Genomic DNA, 13285 nt, shown 5'->3' on the forward strand with positions numbered 1-13285 from the left:
GCCGGTTTCACGCGGCACGGACCACCAGGGCGTAGTCGCCGAGGCCCAGGAGCCGATCCGCCGGCAGGTCGCCGTGGGCGGTGACGATCGCCTCCAGCCGGCCCGTCTCCGGTTCGAACGCCACGTCCTGGACCGTGCCGAGCGTGTCGCCCGTCTCGGTGAGGATCCTGAGACCCGGCAGCTCGTGGTGCGGCGGCACCTCGGACGGTTCGCCGGTCGTGCGGACCAGCACCGCGTCCGGGCCGATGGCGTGCAGGGCACCCCAGGCCAGTACGGTCTCCTTGCGGGAGTGTCGGCCCCGCACCCGGACATGGGTGACCACACCGGACACGGCGTCGACCGTCAGCGACCTCAGGGAGCCGACCTCTTCCGCCTCGGTCAGCGTCAGCACCGGCAGGCCCCGCGCCTCGGAGAACAGCATCATGACGCCGTCCCCTCCCGTCCCGCCCGGAAGGCGCCGACCCGGGCGACGAAGGCCGCCAGGTCGTCGGCGACGTAGCGGGTGGCGTCCGCCGGGATGACCAGGGCGCGGCCGGAGACCGCGAGCGTCTCGCCGCGCGGCACGTACACCCGGTGCCGGCGGCGTCTGGAGCCCTGCACCAGTGCCTTGCCCGCGGCGATCCGGAATCCCACGACCCGGCCGCTGGCTCCGCCCTCGACGATCACGTCGAGCACCGTGCCGACCTCGGCGCCCTCGTCGGTCAGCACCTTCGCGTGCAGCACCCGGCCCTGCTGGGCCTCGCGGCGGGCCACCACGACGGACGTGTCCTGCAGGGCGAGGGCATCGCGGATCATGACCGCGTGCGGCCCCAGCGCGTGCACCGCCGACCAGGGCAGGCTCTGCTTCAGGGGGCCCGACAGCAGGCCCCGGCCGCTGAGCGTGAAGCCGGTGATCCGCCCGGCGGCGGCATCGAAGACGGTGTCCTTGACCTGCGCGACGGCGTCGCCGCCCAGGGTGACCACGGGCAGGGTCGTCAGGCTCCGGGCGGCCAGCAACTCGTTCATCGCAGGCCCTTTCCGCCGGGCCGGCGCCGGACCGCGATGACGGTGCCCGACCGCCGGCCCGCCTGCACGGCGAGCGTCACCACCGCGACGGCGGCGAGCGCCACGATCACCACGATCAGCCATGTCCACCAGGCCACCGCGCACCTCCGGCGATCCGGCCCGGCCGCCCTCGGCCGGCCCTGATTCTTCCCGGGTGCCCCACGAACGGGGGACAATGCCCGGGGCACCGGGTGGGCGAGCATCTGTCAGGACTGCGAAGCCCGGCTCGGGGTACGAGCACTGATGCAGAGCGTCCGGCCAGTCCGGCTTCCCAGAGAGAAAAGAATGATCGACCACCTGGACGGGGCAGTGATACCGACTGGTTTCGACGTGCCCGTGGAACCGCTGAGGCGGGCGGCACACTACACCGGCGAGCAGGGATGCATCGCCGAGGCGCGGTCCTTCGCCGCGCTCTTTCTGGACCAGCTCAGGACCGAGTGGTGCGCGCGCATCGACGAGCGTGTCGACGGCGCCGTGCTGCTGGTGGTGAGCGAGCTGGTCACGAATGCCGACCGGCACAGCAACGGGCCGTACATCCTGGAGCTCGTCGGCACCGACGCCGCGGTGACGGTGTCGGTCTACGACAGCAGCTCCGCACTGCCCCGCATCTTCCCCCGCAATCCCGAGCGCATCGGCCGGCACGGCCTGGAGATCGTCCACGCGATCGCGGAGCAGGTCAACGTGGAACGGGTGCCGGTGGGCAAGCGAGTGCGCGCCGTTCTGCCGCTCTCCGAGGGAACCGAGGGGTGAGTCGTCCGGGTGAGATGCGTCACCCGGACGGAGTAAGTCATTCCGTGCACACGCCGCACACGCCGAGCCGTGGCGGTCCGGAGCATGTCCTGCGGAGCCGAACGCGCCCGTGGTCGAACACGCCAGCGGGTGCCGCCCCACTCCCGCATGGGGGGACGGCACCCGCTGGTCGGACGACGGTGTCAGGCGCAGCCCAGCTCGCCCAGCATGCCCTCGCGCAGTCGCGTGATGATCCGCTTGATCAGGCGGGAGACGTGCATCTGCGAGCAGCCGAGCTGCTCACCGATCTCCGCCTGGGTGGCTTCCTCCACGAACCGCATGTGGATGATCTGCCGGTCGCGCTCGCTCAGCTCCGCCATGAGCGGGGCGAGCGAGTGGAAGTCCTCGACCAGCCGCAGCCCGTCCTCCTCCACACCGATGAAGTCGGCCAGAACCGCCTCGCCGCCCTCCGGGCCGTCGCCGGTGAGCGCGGCGTCCAGCGACGACGAGTTGTACCCGTTCGCCGCGATCTGCCCCTCCACGACCTGACGCTCGGAGATGTTCATCAGCGTGGCCAGCTCGGCGACCGTCGGCTCCCGGTCCAGCCGGCTTGCGAGCTCCTCACGGGCCTTGGCCAGCTCCACGCGCAGCTCCTGCAGCCGCCGCGGCACGTGCACGGCCCACGTCGTGTCCCGGAAGAACCGCTTGATCTCGCCGACGATGTACGGCAGCGCGAAGGAGGTGAACTCGACCTCACGCGAGAGCTCGAACCGGTCGATGGCCTTGATCAGGCCGATCATGCCGGTCTGGACGATGTCCTCCATGTCGTCGCCGCGGCCCCGGAACCGGCCGGCCGCGAAGCGCACGAGCGACATGTTCATCTCGATCAGGGTGTTGCGCGCGTACTGGTACTCGTGCGTGCCCTCTTCGACTTCCGTCAGGCGCTGGAAGAACTGGCGGGACAGCTCCCTGGCGTCCCGCGGGGCGACGGACCGAGGGTCCACGACGCCCGGCAGTGCTCCGTCACCCGCGCTGGCCTCGGCGTTCTCTTCGACAACCTGTGCCTTCGACCGGATCACGGCGGTCTCCATTACCTCTCCCACGAACGTCACGGCGGACATCTGCATAGGTACTCCCGAGTTGCGGGTACCCGGGTTGACGCGCACCATGCCCTCCGGTTTTTCCGTGGGCGAAATCGGGCGGAATGTTCCCGTCCGCTCTCGCGGCTCCTCGTGGGCGCGGTGATTCCACCCAGGGCGGAACGCCGGACCCTTCCCCCCGCGGCCGGGATTCCTAGGCTGGAGCAGTGAGCAACCATCTGCCGAACGAAGCCCGAGTCATCCCTCTGCGCCCGCACGGTGTGCGTCCCGCCGGCGCACCGTCGCGCCAGGCGCCGCCGGCCCCCGCCGCGAAGGAGCCGCTGTGGCGGGACCTCGTGGGTGACGTCCTGCGCCGCGAACGCCTCGCGCAGGAGCGCACGTTGAAGGACGTCGCCGACGAGGCGCGGATCTCCATGCCCTATCTCTCGGAGGTGGAGCGCGGCCGCAAGGAGGCCTCCTCGGAGGTCCTCGCGGCCGCCGCCCACGCCCTCGGACTGAACCTCGGCGACCTGCTGACGAGGGCGCAGGGCGAACTGACCCGCGTCACGTCGCGCTACGCGGGCGGCAGCCGCCACGGAGTGTCCACCTCGTCGCACGACGGAATGTGCCTGGCCGCCTGAACCGTACCGGCCGGCCGGCGCCTCAGACCCGCACGAGGCGCCGGCTGAGCACCTCGTCGGCCAGCCCGTAGCCCACCGCCTCCTGCGCGGTGAACACCTTGTCGCGGTCCATGTCGGCCCGCAGGGACGCCACGTCGTGGTGGGTGTGCCGCGCCAGCACCTCCTCCACCTGGGAGCGGATCCGCACCATCTCCTTGGCCTGCAGCGCCAGGTCGGACACCATGCCGCGCTGCCCGCCCGCGGCCGGCTGGCCGAGCAGCACCCGTGAGTGCTCCAGCACGAACCGCCGCCCGGGGTCGCCGCCGGCCAGCAGCACGGCCGCCGTGGAGGCCGCCTGCCCGACGCAGAACGTGGAGATCGGCGCCTGCACGAACGTCATGGTGTCGTAGATGGCCATGAGTGAAGTGAACGAGCCGCCCGGGGAGTTGATGTAGATCGCGATCTCGCTCTCCGGGGACGACGACTCCAGGTGGAGGAGCTGGGCGATGACGACGTTGGCGACGCCGTCGTCGATCTCGGTGCCGAGGAAGATGATCCGCTCGGACAGCAGCCGGCTGAACACGTCGTAGGACCGCTCGCCCTGCGGGGTGCGCTCGACGACGTTCGGAATCGTGTACGTGCCCATCACTGCAGCCCCATCCTGCGCCGGGTGGCCGCCGGGCGGACGTCCGCGAGGGACTCCACGACCCGGTCCACCATGCCGTACTCCTTGGCCTCCTCGGCCGTGAACCAGCGGTCGCGGTCACCGTCCCGGGAGATGGTCTCCTGGCTCTGGCCCGTGTGCTCGGCGGTGATCCGCTCGATGGTCCGCTTGGTGAACTCCAGGTTCTCCGCCTGGATCTCGATGTCGGCCGTGGTGCCGCCGATCCCCGCCGACGGCTGGTGCATCATGATCCGCGCGTTCGGCAGGGCGTAGCGCTTGCCCGGCGCGCCGACGCTCAGCAGGAACTGGCCCATGCTGGCCGCGAAGCCCATGGCCAGCGTGGAGACGTCGTTCGGGATGAGACGCATCGTGTCGTAGATGGCGAGACCCGCGTGCACCGCCCCGCCCGGGCTGTTGATGTACAGGCTGATGTCGGTGTGGGCGTCCTCCGCGGACAGGACGAGCAGCTGGGAGCAGACCCGGTTCGCGGAGACCTCGTCGACCTGGGTGCCCAGCAGCACGATGCGCTGCGCGAGCAACTGGGCGGCCAGATGGTCGTCGAACCGGGTCGGAGGGGTGTCGCCCTCCTCCGCCCGCGGGGCGAGTGTCGTGAGTGGAGTCATCGGTTCTCCTCGCCGCGGCGACAGGGGCCGCGGACATGTCGGGGACGTGCCGTCGACTCCACTCTTGACCTCGGACGATGCCCGGATACGGTTTCTCTGCCCTCGGCAGATCCGCTACCGGCGGAGCCCGAAGGCTCAGCCCTTCTCGCGCAACTGGCGGAAGAACGCCCGCACATCACCGACCAGCAGCTCCGGCTCCTCCATCGCCGCGAAGTGCCCGCCGCGCCCGAACTCCGTCCAGCGGACGATGTTCTCCGTCCGCTCCGCCTTGTGGCGCAACGGGATCTGGGGGTCGCCGAAGAAGGACGCCACCGCGGTCGGCGCGCTGGAGGGCTCCTGCGGGGCCGCGATCCTCTCGCCCCGGGCGTGGGCGCGCTCGTAGTAGACCCGGGCCGACGAACCGGCCGTGCCCGTCAGCCAGTAGAGCATCACGTCCGTGAGCATCAGGTCCCGGTCGACGGCCTCCTCGGGCAGCTCCTCCGAGTCCGTCCACTCCCGGAACTTCTCGACGATCCAGGCGAGTTGCCCCACCGGGGAGTCCGTCAGCGCGTAGGACAGGGTCTGCGGCCGGGTGGACTGCACATGGAAGTAGCCCGTGCCGTCGCGCGACCACCCCGCCCACCGCCGCCACGAGGTGAGCGTGCGCTCCCGCTCCGCGGGGCTCAGCGCCTCCAGCTCCTCGGCGGTCGGCTCGACGGCCGCCTGCGCGCCGGGCAGCAGATTGAGGTGGAGGCCGACGACCCGGCCGGGATGGACGCGGCCCAGCTCGCGGGAGATGGCCGCACCCCAGTCGCCGCCCTGGGCGCCGAACCTCTCGTAGCCGAGGCGCGTCATCAGCTCGGCCCACGCGTCGGCGATCCGGCGCGCCTCCCAGCCGGTCTCCCGGGTGGGGCCCGAGAACCCGAAGCCGGGAATGCTCGGCAGCACGACGTGGAAGGCGTCGGCCGGATCCCCGCCATGGGCGGCCGGGTCCGTCAGCGGCCCCACGATGTCGGCGAATTCGACGATCGACCCCGGCCACCCGTGCGTGACGAGAAGCGGGGTGGCGTCGGGCTCGGGGGAGCGGATGTGTGCGAAGTGCACCCGCGCGCCGTCGATCTCGGTGATGAACTGCGGCCACGCGTTCAGCCGCGCCTCCGCGGCCCGCCAGTCGTACTCGTGCCGCCAGTACCGCACCAGCTCGCGCAGGTAGCCCGACGGAACGCCGTACGTCCAGCCCACGCCGGGCAGCTCGTCGGGCCACCGGGTCCGGTCGAGGCGCTCGTGGAGGTCGTCGAGGTCGCTCTGCGGTACGTCGATACGGAAGGGACGGATGCCGCTGTCGGCGGGCGTGGACGTCATGATCGCGATGCTAGACGCGAACGGTGTAGCGGCCACCTGATTTTGCCGGCCCCCCCGACCGATGAGTTCCGGAGCGAGCTCCGGTCGACAGTGGTGACAGCGTTCCACGCCTCCAGGAGGACCCATGGCCACCGACGGTTTCACCACATGTCTCTGGTACGACGGCGAGGCCGAGGAGGCCGCGCACCACTACGTCTCGATCTTCAAGAACTCCAGCATCGGCAAGATCGCGCGCTACCCCGAGGGAGCGCCCCAGCCCGCCGGCACCGTGATGACCGTCGAGTTCACGGCCAACGGGCACCGGTTCCTCGGGCTCAACGGCGGCCCCCAGTTCAAGTTCACCGAGGCCACCTCCTTCATGATCTTCTGCGAGAACCAGGAGGAGATCGACTACTACTGGACCAGGCTCACCGAGAACGGCGGCGAGCCCGGCCCCTGCGGCTGGCTCAAGGACAGGTTCGGCGTGTCCTGGCAGGTCGTCCCGGACCGGCTCGACGCGATGATCACCGACCCGGATCCGGCGAAGGCGGCCCGGGTGACCCAGGCGTTCATGGCGATGAGCAAGTTCGACATCGCCGCCCTGGAGAAGGCGTACGCGGGCGAGTGACGTGCCGCGGTCCGGGGCAGGGCCGTGCCCTGCGGGGAAGCCGTCCTGCCCCTACGCGCCCTCGGTCAGGATCTCGCTGATGACGTGGCGGGAGTTCTCCGCGACCGGCGGGTTCGTCTCCCAGTAGTACGGCAGCGCGACGACCGCGATCGACAGGGCCCAGCCCCGGGCCCGTGCCCATTCGGCGTCGCCGGCACCCACGGCCTTGCGCAGGACGCCGCGGGCCTCGGCCGGCAGCAGGCACCAGGCGCCGATGAGGTCGACGGCGGGATCACCGACCCCCACCGTGCCGAAGTCGATCACGGCGCTCAGCCGTCCGTCCGTGACCAGGAGGTTGCCGGCCATCAGGTCGCCGTGCGCCCAGACCGGCGGCCCGGTGTGCTCCGGAGCGCGCAGGGCCTCTTCCCACACCTTCGTCACCGCGGCGGTGTCGACCCGCCCCGCGAGTTGTGCGAGCGCCTCGCGCACGAAGGGATCCCGGGCCGCCAGCGGCACACCCCGGTAACCCGGAGGACCCTCCGACGCGTCGATGCCGCGCAGGGCCGTGAGGTACGCCGCCAGGTCCTCGGCGAGCAGTCGGGGCTCTTCGAGTCTGCCGGGCACCGGGTTGCGGCCGTCCAGCCAGGTGTAGACCGACCAGGGCCAGGGGAAGCCGTCACCGGGCTCACCCCGGCCGAGGGGCTCGGGGGAGGCGGCGGGCAGCGCCGGGCCCAGCCGGGGCAGCCAGCGCAGTTCGTGCGCGATGGCCTCCACGGCGCGCGGATGCCGGGGGAGCCGTACGACCTTGTCCGCGCCGAGGCGGAACATGGCGTTCTCCGTGCCGGAGGACTCCAGGCGCCGCAGGGGCAGTCCCGCCCACTGCGGGAACTGCCCCGCGATCAGCCGCCCGACCAGCGAGTCGTCGATGTCCAGCTCGTCCTCATGCATTCGCACAGCGCACATGGCGCCCATTCGAGCGGTCAACGGGCCGCCTGTCGAACGGTTTTGGTGACCTCCCGGGCGATGCGGAGGATCCCGGGGGAGCGGACCGGGCAGGGCTTCGGCTTGGACGTCGTTGGGGCCAGGCAGAAGTGCAGATAGTCGTCGTCGCGGTGCAGGGCCGTGCGGTCGCGGCCGGGCTGGGTGCAGAGGCCGGGGTGGGCACGCTCGTGGGCCGTGCACGGCAGGTACTGCGTCCAGGTGTAGCGGCCGGTGGCCGGGCTCACCGCCTTCCCGGCGTCCGCCACGAGGTCGCCCGAGGCGGCGGCCCGCTTCTCGTAGAGCGCGTTGACACGCCGGACCCGGTCGGGAGTGATCGGATCCGGGCCCTGTGACACCCAGACGATCCTCGGGCGGCTGCCGCCCCCGGCCGTGGCGATCTGCTCGGTGAGCCGGCGTGCGTCGGCGTCGTAGCGGCTGAAGTACCGGGCCGGGGACTTGTCGTAGGTGATGCCGTCCATGCACGGCGTGTAGCCCCAGGAATTCCCCCAGAACTGCAGGACCACGAAGTCGGGCCGCAGCCTGCGCACCAGCGCGGCGGCCTTGTCGGAGGCCGGTACCAGGGACCGGTCGGCCGTGCCCTCCAGGTAGTCGCACAGGGTGGTGCCGGAGTACGGGGCGCCGGTGTACGTCGCCTTCAGGTCCCTGCGTAACTCCTGTCCCAGGACCTTCTGGCCCTCCATCGCCAGCGAGTCTCCGAGGTACAGCACCCTGGGTGCCTTCGCCGGTGCCCGGCCGGGGGAGGCGGGTGCGCGCTGGTGGGTGGTGGCCGACGCGCGCGGTGCGGCCGGCGCCGGTTCCTCGGGCGCGGACGCGGGATCCCCGCACCCGCCGAGGAGCACCCCGGCCAGCAGTACCCCCACGACCCACGGCTTGCGCATACGGCAACTCCCGCCCCGGCCACCGAAACGGCACCCAGGCAAGCACAGCCGGGCGCCGGGGGGAAGACATACGCCGGACGCGATGGCGCGGACCGGTCGGCCGCGACCGGCGGCGCGGCAGCCCGGCGTGCTCGGTGAGCGCCCGCCCGACGCGCGGGCCGGCCCCGGGTGACTAGCGTGAGGAAGCGGACGATTCCACTCATTCGGAGAGGGCCGTGGTCATGGCCGTGCAACCTGAAGGAACCCCCTGCTGGGCCGACGCGATGTTCGGCGACCTCGAAGGAGCCAAGAGCTTCTACGGGGACGTCCTCGGCTGGACCTTCGCCGAGGCGTCGGCGGATCTCGGCAACTACACGGAGGCCTACGCGAACGGCAAGGCGGTCGCCGCCGTCGTCCCGCCCATGCCCGGCCAGGAGGGCCTGGCGCAGTGGTGCCTGTACTTCGCCGCGGACGACGCCGCCGCCACCGCCGGCCGGATCCGTGACAACGGCGGCGAGGTGCTGATGGAGCCCATGGAGGTCGCCGACTTCGGCACCATGTGCCTGGCCCGCGACCCCGGCGGTGTCGTCTTCGGCGTCTGGCAGGCGGGCACCCATGAGGGCTTCCAGGCGATGGCCGAACCCGGCGCCTACACCTGGGCGGAGGTCTTCACCCGCGAGCCCGCGAAGTCCGACGCCTTCTTCCCCGCCGTCTTCTCCTACCGGCAGCGGGACATGGAGGACGGCGAGATGGACTTCCGTATCTACGACCTCGGCGAACGCTCCGTGCTGGGCCGGATGAAGATGGGCGACGACTTCCCGCCCGAGGTGCAGCCGTACATCAACGTGTACTTCACCGTGGAGGACTGCGACGAGGCCGTGGCGAAGGCGACCAAGCTCGGCGGCGTGCTGCGGTTCGGCCCGATGACCACCCCGTTCGGACGCTTCGCGGCGATCAGCGACCCGCAGGGCGCGAACTTCTCGGTGATCGACATCACGAAGACCGAGGGTGAGATGCCGAAGCTGACCGACGTGGCGTAGGCGCCCGGACCTCCCGGCCGGACGGCTCCCGCGGCCATGGCATGATCGAGCGCATGCGTGAACGTGTTGTGGCCGCGTGCGACGGGGCTTCGAAGGGAAATCCGGGGCCCGCCGGCTGGGCCTGGGTCGTCGCCGACGCTTCCGAGACGCCGGAGCGGTGGGAGGCGGGGCCGCTCGGCAAGGCCACCAACAACGTCGCCGAACTCACCGCGCTGGAGCGCCTGCTGACGGCGACCGACCCGGATGTGCCGCTCGAGATCCGGATGGACTCGCAGTACGCGATGAAGGCCGTCACCACCTGGCTGCCCGGCTGGAAGCGCAACGGCTGGAAGACCTCCGCCGGCAAGCCGGTCGCCAACCAGGACCTCGTCGTGCGCATCGACGAGCTCCTGGACGGCCGCTCGGTCGAGTTCCGCTACGTCCCCGCCCACCAGGTCGACGGCGACCGGCTCAACGACTTCGCCGACCGCGCCGCCAGCCAGGCCGCCACCGTCCAGGAGCCCGCGGGCAGCGGCCTCGGCTCCCCCGAGCCGCCGCCCGCTCCGGACACCCCGGCCAAGGCCCCGCGGTCCCGCCCGCGCGGCGGTGCGGTCCGCACCGCCAAGACCGCGGGAGGGAAGGGCTCCGCCCGCACGATCAAGGCGAAGTTTCCCGGCCGCTGCCAGTGCGGCCGCTCCTACGCGGCCGGCGAGCCCATCGCCAAGAACGACAGTGGCTGGGGCCACCCGGAGTGCCGCACGGGCGCGACCGTCTGATCAGACGTCGAACGTGTAGTGCGGCGTGTGGTCCAGCAGATCCGCCGGGCTCGTGTCGTGCCACGGCCGCATCGTCTCGTTGAGGTCGATCACGTTCGTCGTGCCCGCGGTGGGCAGATAGCCGGAGCCGGGGTGCCGGCGCTGCCAGTCGGCCCACAGCTTGTCTATGTATGCGTGGTGCAGCCAGAACACCGGGTCGTTGGGGGAGGCCCCGGTGGCCATGTGCCCGCCGACCCAGACGTGGACGCGGTTGTGCAGATTGACCCCCCGCCACCCCTCGAGGTGGTTGCGGAAGCCGTCCGAGCCGCTGTTCCAGGGCGCCATGTCGTACGTGGACATCGACAGCACCGACTCGACATCGGACCGTGTCGGCAGCTCGCGCACCCCGGAACCGAGCGAGCGCCGCAGGAACGTACGGCCGTCGACCCGCACGTTGATCGGCCAGTTCCCGCCGGACGAGGAGAACGGCCCGTCCTGCACCCTGCCGTCCCGCTCCCGCCCGGTGCCCCCGAGGAAGTCGGGCGCCCACAGCGAGGCGCGCGGCGTACGGTCGACGGTCCAGTCCCAGTAGGGCAGCGACACCGACGCGTCCACCGACTGCAGCGCCCGCTCGAACTCCAGGAGGAATCTTCGGTGCCAGGGCAGGAAGGACGGTGAGCGGTGGCCGGTCCGCTCGCCGTTGTCGGTGTCGGAGACGATGAACGAGTTGTGCGTCGTGACGAATTCGTCGTAGCGGCCGCTGCGCTTCAGCTCCAGCAGCGCGGCGACGAAACGCCGCTTCTCGTCGGCGGTCAGGGTGGACTGGTTCTTGCGGACTGCCATGTGCGGGTGCTCCAGATGCCTTGCGATGCGGGTCAGTTGGCGGGGAAGGGCAGCAGTGGCGCGCCCTGCAGCTCGTCCACCGCGGCGCGGGCGGCGGCGCGCGGGGTGGCCACCGGGTCGTAGTGGCTGACGACGCTGATCCAGCTGCCGTCGGCATTGCGCATCACGTGCAGTTCCACGCCGTCGACGAACACCGCGATTCCCGCGCCGTGGTGGTGGTGACCTGACCCGTCGGCCGGCCGGCCCTGTATTCGGCGGCCCTTGTAGACCTCGTCGAAGGTTCCGGGGGAGTCGTGGTGCCCGGCGGCCGAGGCCGGGGTGATGGCTGACAGCGTCCCCGCGCTCGTGGCGAGAACGGCAGCGGCGGTGAGCGCGCTGCGGCGGCTGAGTTCCGGCATTCGGACCTCCTGGGTGGGTTCGGCTGCTGACTCCGCATGCCTATCGGCCCGCCCGCTACCGGGAGAAATCCACGCGAGCCGGTTGGCTGCGATCAGGGCAATTCCCCTTATGTCGTGCAAGGTTGAACGAAGATGATCTTGTTGTGAGGTGTCCGTGCGCGCGTGCGGAAGGGGAAATTCCACCCGTGGGGAGTGCTGTGGCGGATGTTTCTGCCCGTGCGGTCCGCTGCCCGTGGTGCGCGTCACGCCGCGAAACTGGCGCGATTCGGCGGTCCGGTCGGCGACGCCCGCGTGCTGCTACTCTGCGTCGGCAATCGACAGCTCTCGGTAATTCTCAGGGGTGTGCGTGAAGGTCGCCTGTGTCGGCGGCGGGCCCGCCGGTCTGTATCTCTCGATCCTGCTCAAGCGGCAGGACCCGTCCCACGACATCACCGTCTACGAACGCGATCCGGAGGGTTCGACCTACGGCTGGGGCGTGACGTACTGGCGCGGACTGCTCGACCAACTCCACGAGCAGGACCCCGAGTCGGCGCGCGCCCTCGACGCCGGTTCCGTCCGGTGGAGCGACGGCGTCGCCCATGTCCGGGACCTGACGACCCGGCACAGCGGCGACCAGGGGCACGGCATCGGCCGCCACCGGCTGCTGGAGATCCTCGCCGCCCGGGCCCGCGACCTCGGTGTGCGCCTGGAGTACGAGCGCGAGATCACCGCAGGCGGCCTGCCTTCCGGCGCCGACCTGATCGTGGCTGCCGACGGCGTCCGCAGCGCTCTGCGCACCCGCCGCTCCGCCCACTTCGGCACACAGCTCACGCCCGGGCGCAATCACTACGTCTGGCTCGGCACCACCAAGGTCTTCGACGCCTTCACCTTCGCCTTCGTGGAGACCGCCCACGGCTGGATCTGGTGCTACGGGTACGGCTACGGCCCCGACCGCAGCACCTGCGTCGTCGAGTGCGCACCCGAGACCTGGACCGGGCTCGGACTCGACCGGGCGAACGAGGCCGACGGGCGCGCCCGGTTGGAGAAGCTCTTCGCCGGCGTCCTCGACGGGCACCCCCTGCTGGGGCGCCCCGGCGGCACCCCGTGGCAGACCTTCCGCACCCTCACCAACGACACCTGGCACCACGGCAACCTCGTCCTGCTCGGCGACGCCGCCCACACCACGCACTACTCCATCGGCGCCGGCACCACTCTCGCCCTGGAGGACGCGATCGCCCTGGCCGCCGCGCTGCGCGAGCACCCGGAGCTCGAGCAGGCCCTCGCCCGCTACGAGCGGGAACGCAAGGCCGCCCTGCTGCCCGTGCAGAGCGCGGCCCGCTACAGCGCCCAGTGGTACGAGAACCTGCCGCGCTACATGCACCTGCCCCCGGAGCGCATGTTCGCCCTGCTCGGCCAGCGCCACTCGCCCCTGCTGCCCTACGTGCCGCCCCAGCTGTACTACCGGCTCGACCGGGCGGCCGGGCAGTTGGAGCCGCTGCGCCGGTTCAAGCGCTGGCTGGGGCCGAAGGTCGCGCGGACCGTACACGCACGGACGCTGGCCTCCCGCGAATAGCCTCCGGAATCTTGGGTGAATTGCTGGGCCTGCGCGCCGAACTGGCCGTCGCCACCCTGCTCGGTCCGGGCGTGATGTACGGCATCGCCCGGGGCAGCGAACTGAGGGCGAGCATTGTCGACGCCGTGGTGGACCGGTACGGCCCGACCGTGCAGGCGTACCTCACCCACTAG

Annotated in this window: 17 protein-coding genes and 1 pseudogene; 7 read left to right on the top strand and 11 right to left on the bottom strand. The window is 71.4% G+C overall.

Annotated elements, in window-relative coordinates; all coding sequences use genetic code 11:
* Nucleotides 1–7 precede the first annotated feature (7 nt).
* The 3 genes from AB0G20_RS10950 to AB0G20_RS10960 are packed head-to-tail and all read right to left on the bottom strand — an operon-like array spanning nt 8 to nt 1142.
* Nucleotides 8–424 (bottom strand): PRC-barrel domain-containing protein, encoded by a 417-nt coding sequence (locus AB0G20_RS10950; protein ID WP_361299120.1) that lies wholly within the window; start codon nt 422–424, stop codon nt 8–10.
* Nucleotides 421–1005, bottom strand: coding sequence for a PRC-barrel domain-containing protein (locus AB0G20_RS10955; RefSeq protein ID WP_361299123.1), 585 nt, complete (start codon nt 1003–1005; stop codon nt 421–423). Before AB0G20_RS10955 ends, AB0G20_RS10950 begins: the two co-directional genes overlap by 4 nt.
* On the bottom strand, nt 1002–1142 hold the full coding sequence (locus AB0G20_RS10960) for a hypothetical protein (RefSeq protein WP_361299126.1): 141 nt from the start codon (nt 1140–1142) through the stop codon (nt 1002–1004). The genes AB0G20_RS10955 and AB0G20_RS10960 overlap by 4 nt, the downstream gene beginning before the upstream one ends.
* A gap of 187 nt (nt 1143–1329) precedes the next feature.
* Here AB0G20_RS10960 and AB0G20_RS10965 point away from each other — a divergent pair, with 187 nt between their 5' ends.
* Nucleotides 1330–1794 (top strand): ATP-binding protein, encoded by a 465-nt coding sequence (locus tag AB0G20_RS10965; RefSeq protein WP_361299129.1) that lies wholly within the window; start codon nt 1330–1332, stop codon nt 1792–1794.
* 182 nt (nt 1795–1976) lie between these two features.
* On the opposite strand, the gene AB0G20_RS10970 is transcribed toward AB0G20_RS10965, so the two are convergent.
* On the bottom strand, nt 1977–2864 hold the full coding sequence (locus AB0G20_RS10970) for an RNA polymerase sigma factor SigF (RefSeq protein ID WP_361299404.1): 888 nt from the start codon (nt 2862–2864) through the stop codon (nt 1977–1979).
* Between the two features lie 215 nt (nt 2865–3079).
* Between AB0G20_RS10970 and AB0G20_RS10975 the strand changes: the two genes are divergently transcribed.
* A complete protein-coding gene (locus AB0G20_RS10975) occupies nt 3080–3493 on the top strand; it encodes a helix-turn-helix transcriptional regulator (protein ID WP_361299132.1) in 414 nt (137 codons plus the stop codon).
* Nucleotides 3494–3515: 22 nt separating this feature from the next.
* Here the strand turns inward: AB0G20_RS10975 and AB0G20_RS10980 are convergent, their stop codons facing one another.
* The 3 genes from AB0G20_RS10980 to AB0G20_RS10990 all read right to left on the bottom strand — a co-directional run bounded on the left by AB0G20_RS10980 (nt 3516) and on the right by AB0G20_RS10990 (nt 6100).
* Nucleotides 3516–4118, bottom strand: coding sequence for an ATP-dependent Clp protease proteolytic subunit (locus tag AB0G20_RS10980; RefSeq protein ID WP_361299135.1), 603 nt, complete (start codon nt 4116–4118; stop codon nt 3516–3518).
* Nucleotides 4118–4759, bottom strand: a complete 642-nt coding sequence (locus AB0G20_RS10985; RefSeq protein ID WP_361299138.1) for an ATP-dependent Clp protease proteolytic subunit — start codon at nt 4757–4759, stop codon at nt 4118–4120. Before AB0G20_RS10985 ends, AB0G20_RS10980 begins: the two co-directional genes overlap by 1 nt.
* Before the next feature lie 135 nt (nt 4760–4894).
* Nucleotides 4895–6100, bottom strand: coding sequence for an epoxide hydrolase family protein (locus AB0G20_RS10990; protein ID WP_361299141.1), 1206 nt, complete (start codon nt 6098–6100; stop codon nt 4895–4897).
* Nucleotides 6101–6224: 124 nt separating this feature from the next.
* On the opposite strand from AB0G20_RS10990, the gene AB0G20_RS10995 reads away from it, so the two are divergent.
* Nucleotides 6225–6707, top strand: a complete 483-nt coding sequence (locus tag AB0G20_RS10995; RefSeq protein WP_361299144.1) for a VOC family protein — start codon at nt 6225–6227, stop codon at nt 6705–6707.
* A 51-nt stretch (nt 6708–6758) separates the two neighbouring features.
* Here AB0G20_RS10995 and AB0G20_RS11000 read toward each other — a convergent pair whose 3' ends face one another.
* Together AB0G20_RS11000 and AB0G20_RS11005 are read right to left on the bottom strand one after the other, a co-directional pair.
* The gene (locus AB0G20_RS11000) at nt 6759–7634 is read right to left on the bottom strand and encodes an aminoglycoside phosphotransferase family protein (protein WP_361299147.1); all 876 of its coding nucleotides are present in this window, start codon (nt 7632–7634) and stop codon (nt 6759–6761) included.
* 32 nt (nt 7635–7666) lie between these two features.
* Nucleotides 7667–8566 (bottom strand): SGNH/GDSL hydrolase family protein, encoded by a 900-nt coding sequence (locus tag AB0G20_RS11005; protein WP_361299150.1) that lies wholly within the window; start codon nt 8564–8566, stop codon nt 7667–7669.
* A 221-nt stretch (nt 8567–8787) separates the two neighbouring features.
* Between AB0G20_RS11005 and AB0G20_RS11010 the strand changes: the two genes are divergently transcribed.
* The gene (locus AB0G20_RS11010; RefSeq protein WP_361299153.1) at nt 8788–9585 is read left to right on the top strand and encodes a VOC family protein; all 798 of its coding nucleotides are present in this window, start codon (nt 8788–8790) and stop codon (nt 9583–9585) included.
* Between the two features lie 41 nt (nt 9586–9626).
* Entirely contained in the window at nt 9627–10340 is a 714-nt protein-coding gene (locus tag AB0G20_RS11015; protein WP_361299156.1) for a ribonuclease H, read from the top strand.
* On the opposite strand, the gene AB0G20_RS11020 is transcribed toward AB0G20_RS11015, so the two are convergent.
* Entirely contained in the window at nt 10341–11162 is an 822-nt protein-coding gene (locus AB0G20_RS11020; RefSeq protein ID WP_361299159.1) for a tyrosinase family protein, read from the bottom strand.
* Nucleotides 11163–11194: 32 nt separating this feature from the next.
* Nucleotides 11195–11560 (bottom strand): tyrosinase cofactor, encoded by a 366-nt coding sequence (locus tag AB0G20_RS11025; protein ID WP_361299162.1) that lies wholly within the window; start codon nt 11558–11560, stop codon nt 11195–11197.
* 340 nt (nt 11561–11900) lie between these two features.
* Between AB0G20_RS11025 and AB0G20_RS11030 the strand changes: the two genes are divergently transcribed.
* Together AB0G20_RS11030 and AB0G20_RS11035 are read left to right on the top strand one after the other, a co-directional pair.
* Complete coding sequence (locus AB0G20_RS11030; RefSeq protein WP_361299165.1) at nt 11901–13112, top strand: FAD-dependent monooxygenase; 1212 nt, start codon at nt 11901–11903, stop codon at nt 13110–13112.
* Nucleotides 13070–13285, top strand: a pseudogene (locus tag AB0G20_RS11035) (hypothetical protein); the annotation flags it as partial. The gene AB0G20_RS11030 and the pseudogene AB0G20_RS11035, both read left to right, overlap by 43 nt.

Source organism: Streptomyces sp. NPDC024017 (genome assembly GCF_040638895.1).
Classification (GTDB): domain Bacteria; phylum Actinomycetota; class Actinomycetes; order Streptomycetales; family Streptomycetaceae; genus Streptomyces.

Coding starts and splice junctions, on each gene's coding strand:
- AB0G20_RS11020 (WP_361299159.1), bottom strand. CDS start 11,162: ATGGCAGTCCGCAAGAACCAGTCCACCCTGACCGCCGACGAGAAGCGG.
- AB0G20_RS10970 (WP_361299404.1), bottom strand. CDS start 2,864: ATGGAGACCGCCGTGATCCGGTCGAAGGCACAGGTTGTCGAAGAGAAC.
- AB0G20_RS11005 (WP_361299150.1), bottom strand. CDS start 8,566: ATGCGCAAGCCGTGGGTCGTGGGGGTACTGCTGGCCGGGGTGCTCCTC.
- AB0G20_RS10985 (WP_361299138.1), bottom strand. CDS start 4,759: ATGACTCCACTCACGACACTCGCCCCGCGGGCGGAGGAGGGCGACACC.
- AB0G20_RS11025 (WP_361299162.1), bottom strand. CDS start 11,560: ATGCCGGAACTCAGCCGCCGCAGCGCGCTCACCGCCGCTGCCGTTCTC.
- AB0G20_RS10995 (WP_361299144.1), top strand. CDS start 6,225: ATGGCCACCGACGGTTTCACCACATGTCTCTGGTACGACGGCGAGGCC.
- AB0G20_RS11000 (WP_361299147.1), bottom strand. CDS start 7,634: ATGCATGAGGACGAGCTGGACATCGACGACTCGCTGGTCGGGCGGCTG.
- AB0G20_RS11015 (WP_361299156.1), top strand. CDS start 9,627: ATGATCGAGCGCATGCGTGAACGTGTTGTGGCCGCGTGCGACGGGGCT.
- AB0G20_RS11010 (WP_361299153.1), top strand. CDS start 8,788: ATGGCCGTGCAACCTGAAGGAACCCCCTGCTGGGCCGACGCGATGTTC.
- AB0G20_RS10965 (WP_361299129.1), top strand. CDS start 1,330: ATGATCGACCACCTGGACGGGGCAGTGATACCGACTGGTTTCGACGTG.
- AB0G20_RS10955 (WP_361299123.1), bottom strand. CDS start 1,005: ATGAACGAGTTGCTGGCCGCCCGGAGCCTGACGACCCTGCCCGTGGTC.
- AB0G20_RS10980 (WP_361299135.1), bottom strand. CDS start 4,118: ATGGGCACGTACACGATTCCGAACGTCGTCGAGCGCACCCCGCAGGGC.
- AB0G20_RS10950 (WP_361299120.1), bottom strand. CDS start 424: ATGATGCTGTTCTCCGAGGCGCGGGGCCTGCCGGTGCTGACGCTGACC.
- AB0G20_RS10990 (WP_361299141.1), bottom strand. CDS start 6,100: ATGACGTCCACGCCCGCCGACAGCGGCATCCGTCCCTTCCGTATCGAC.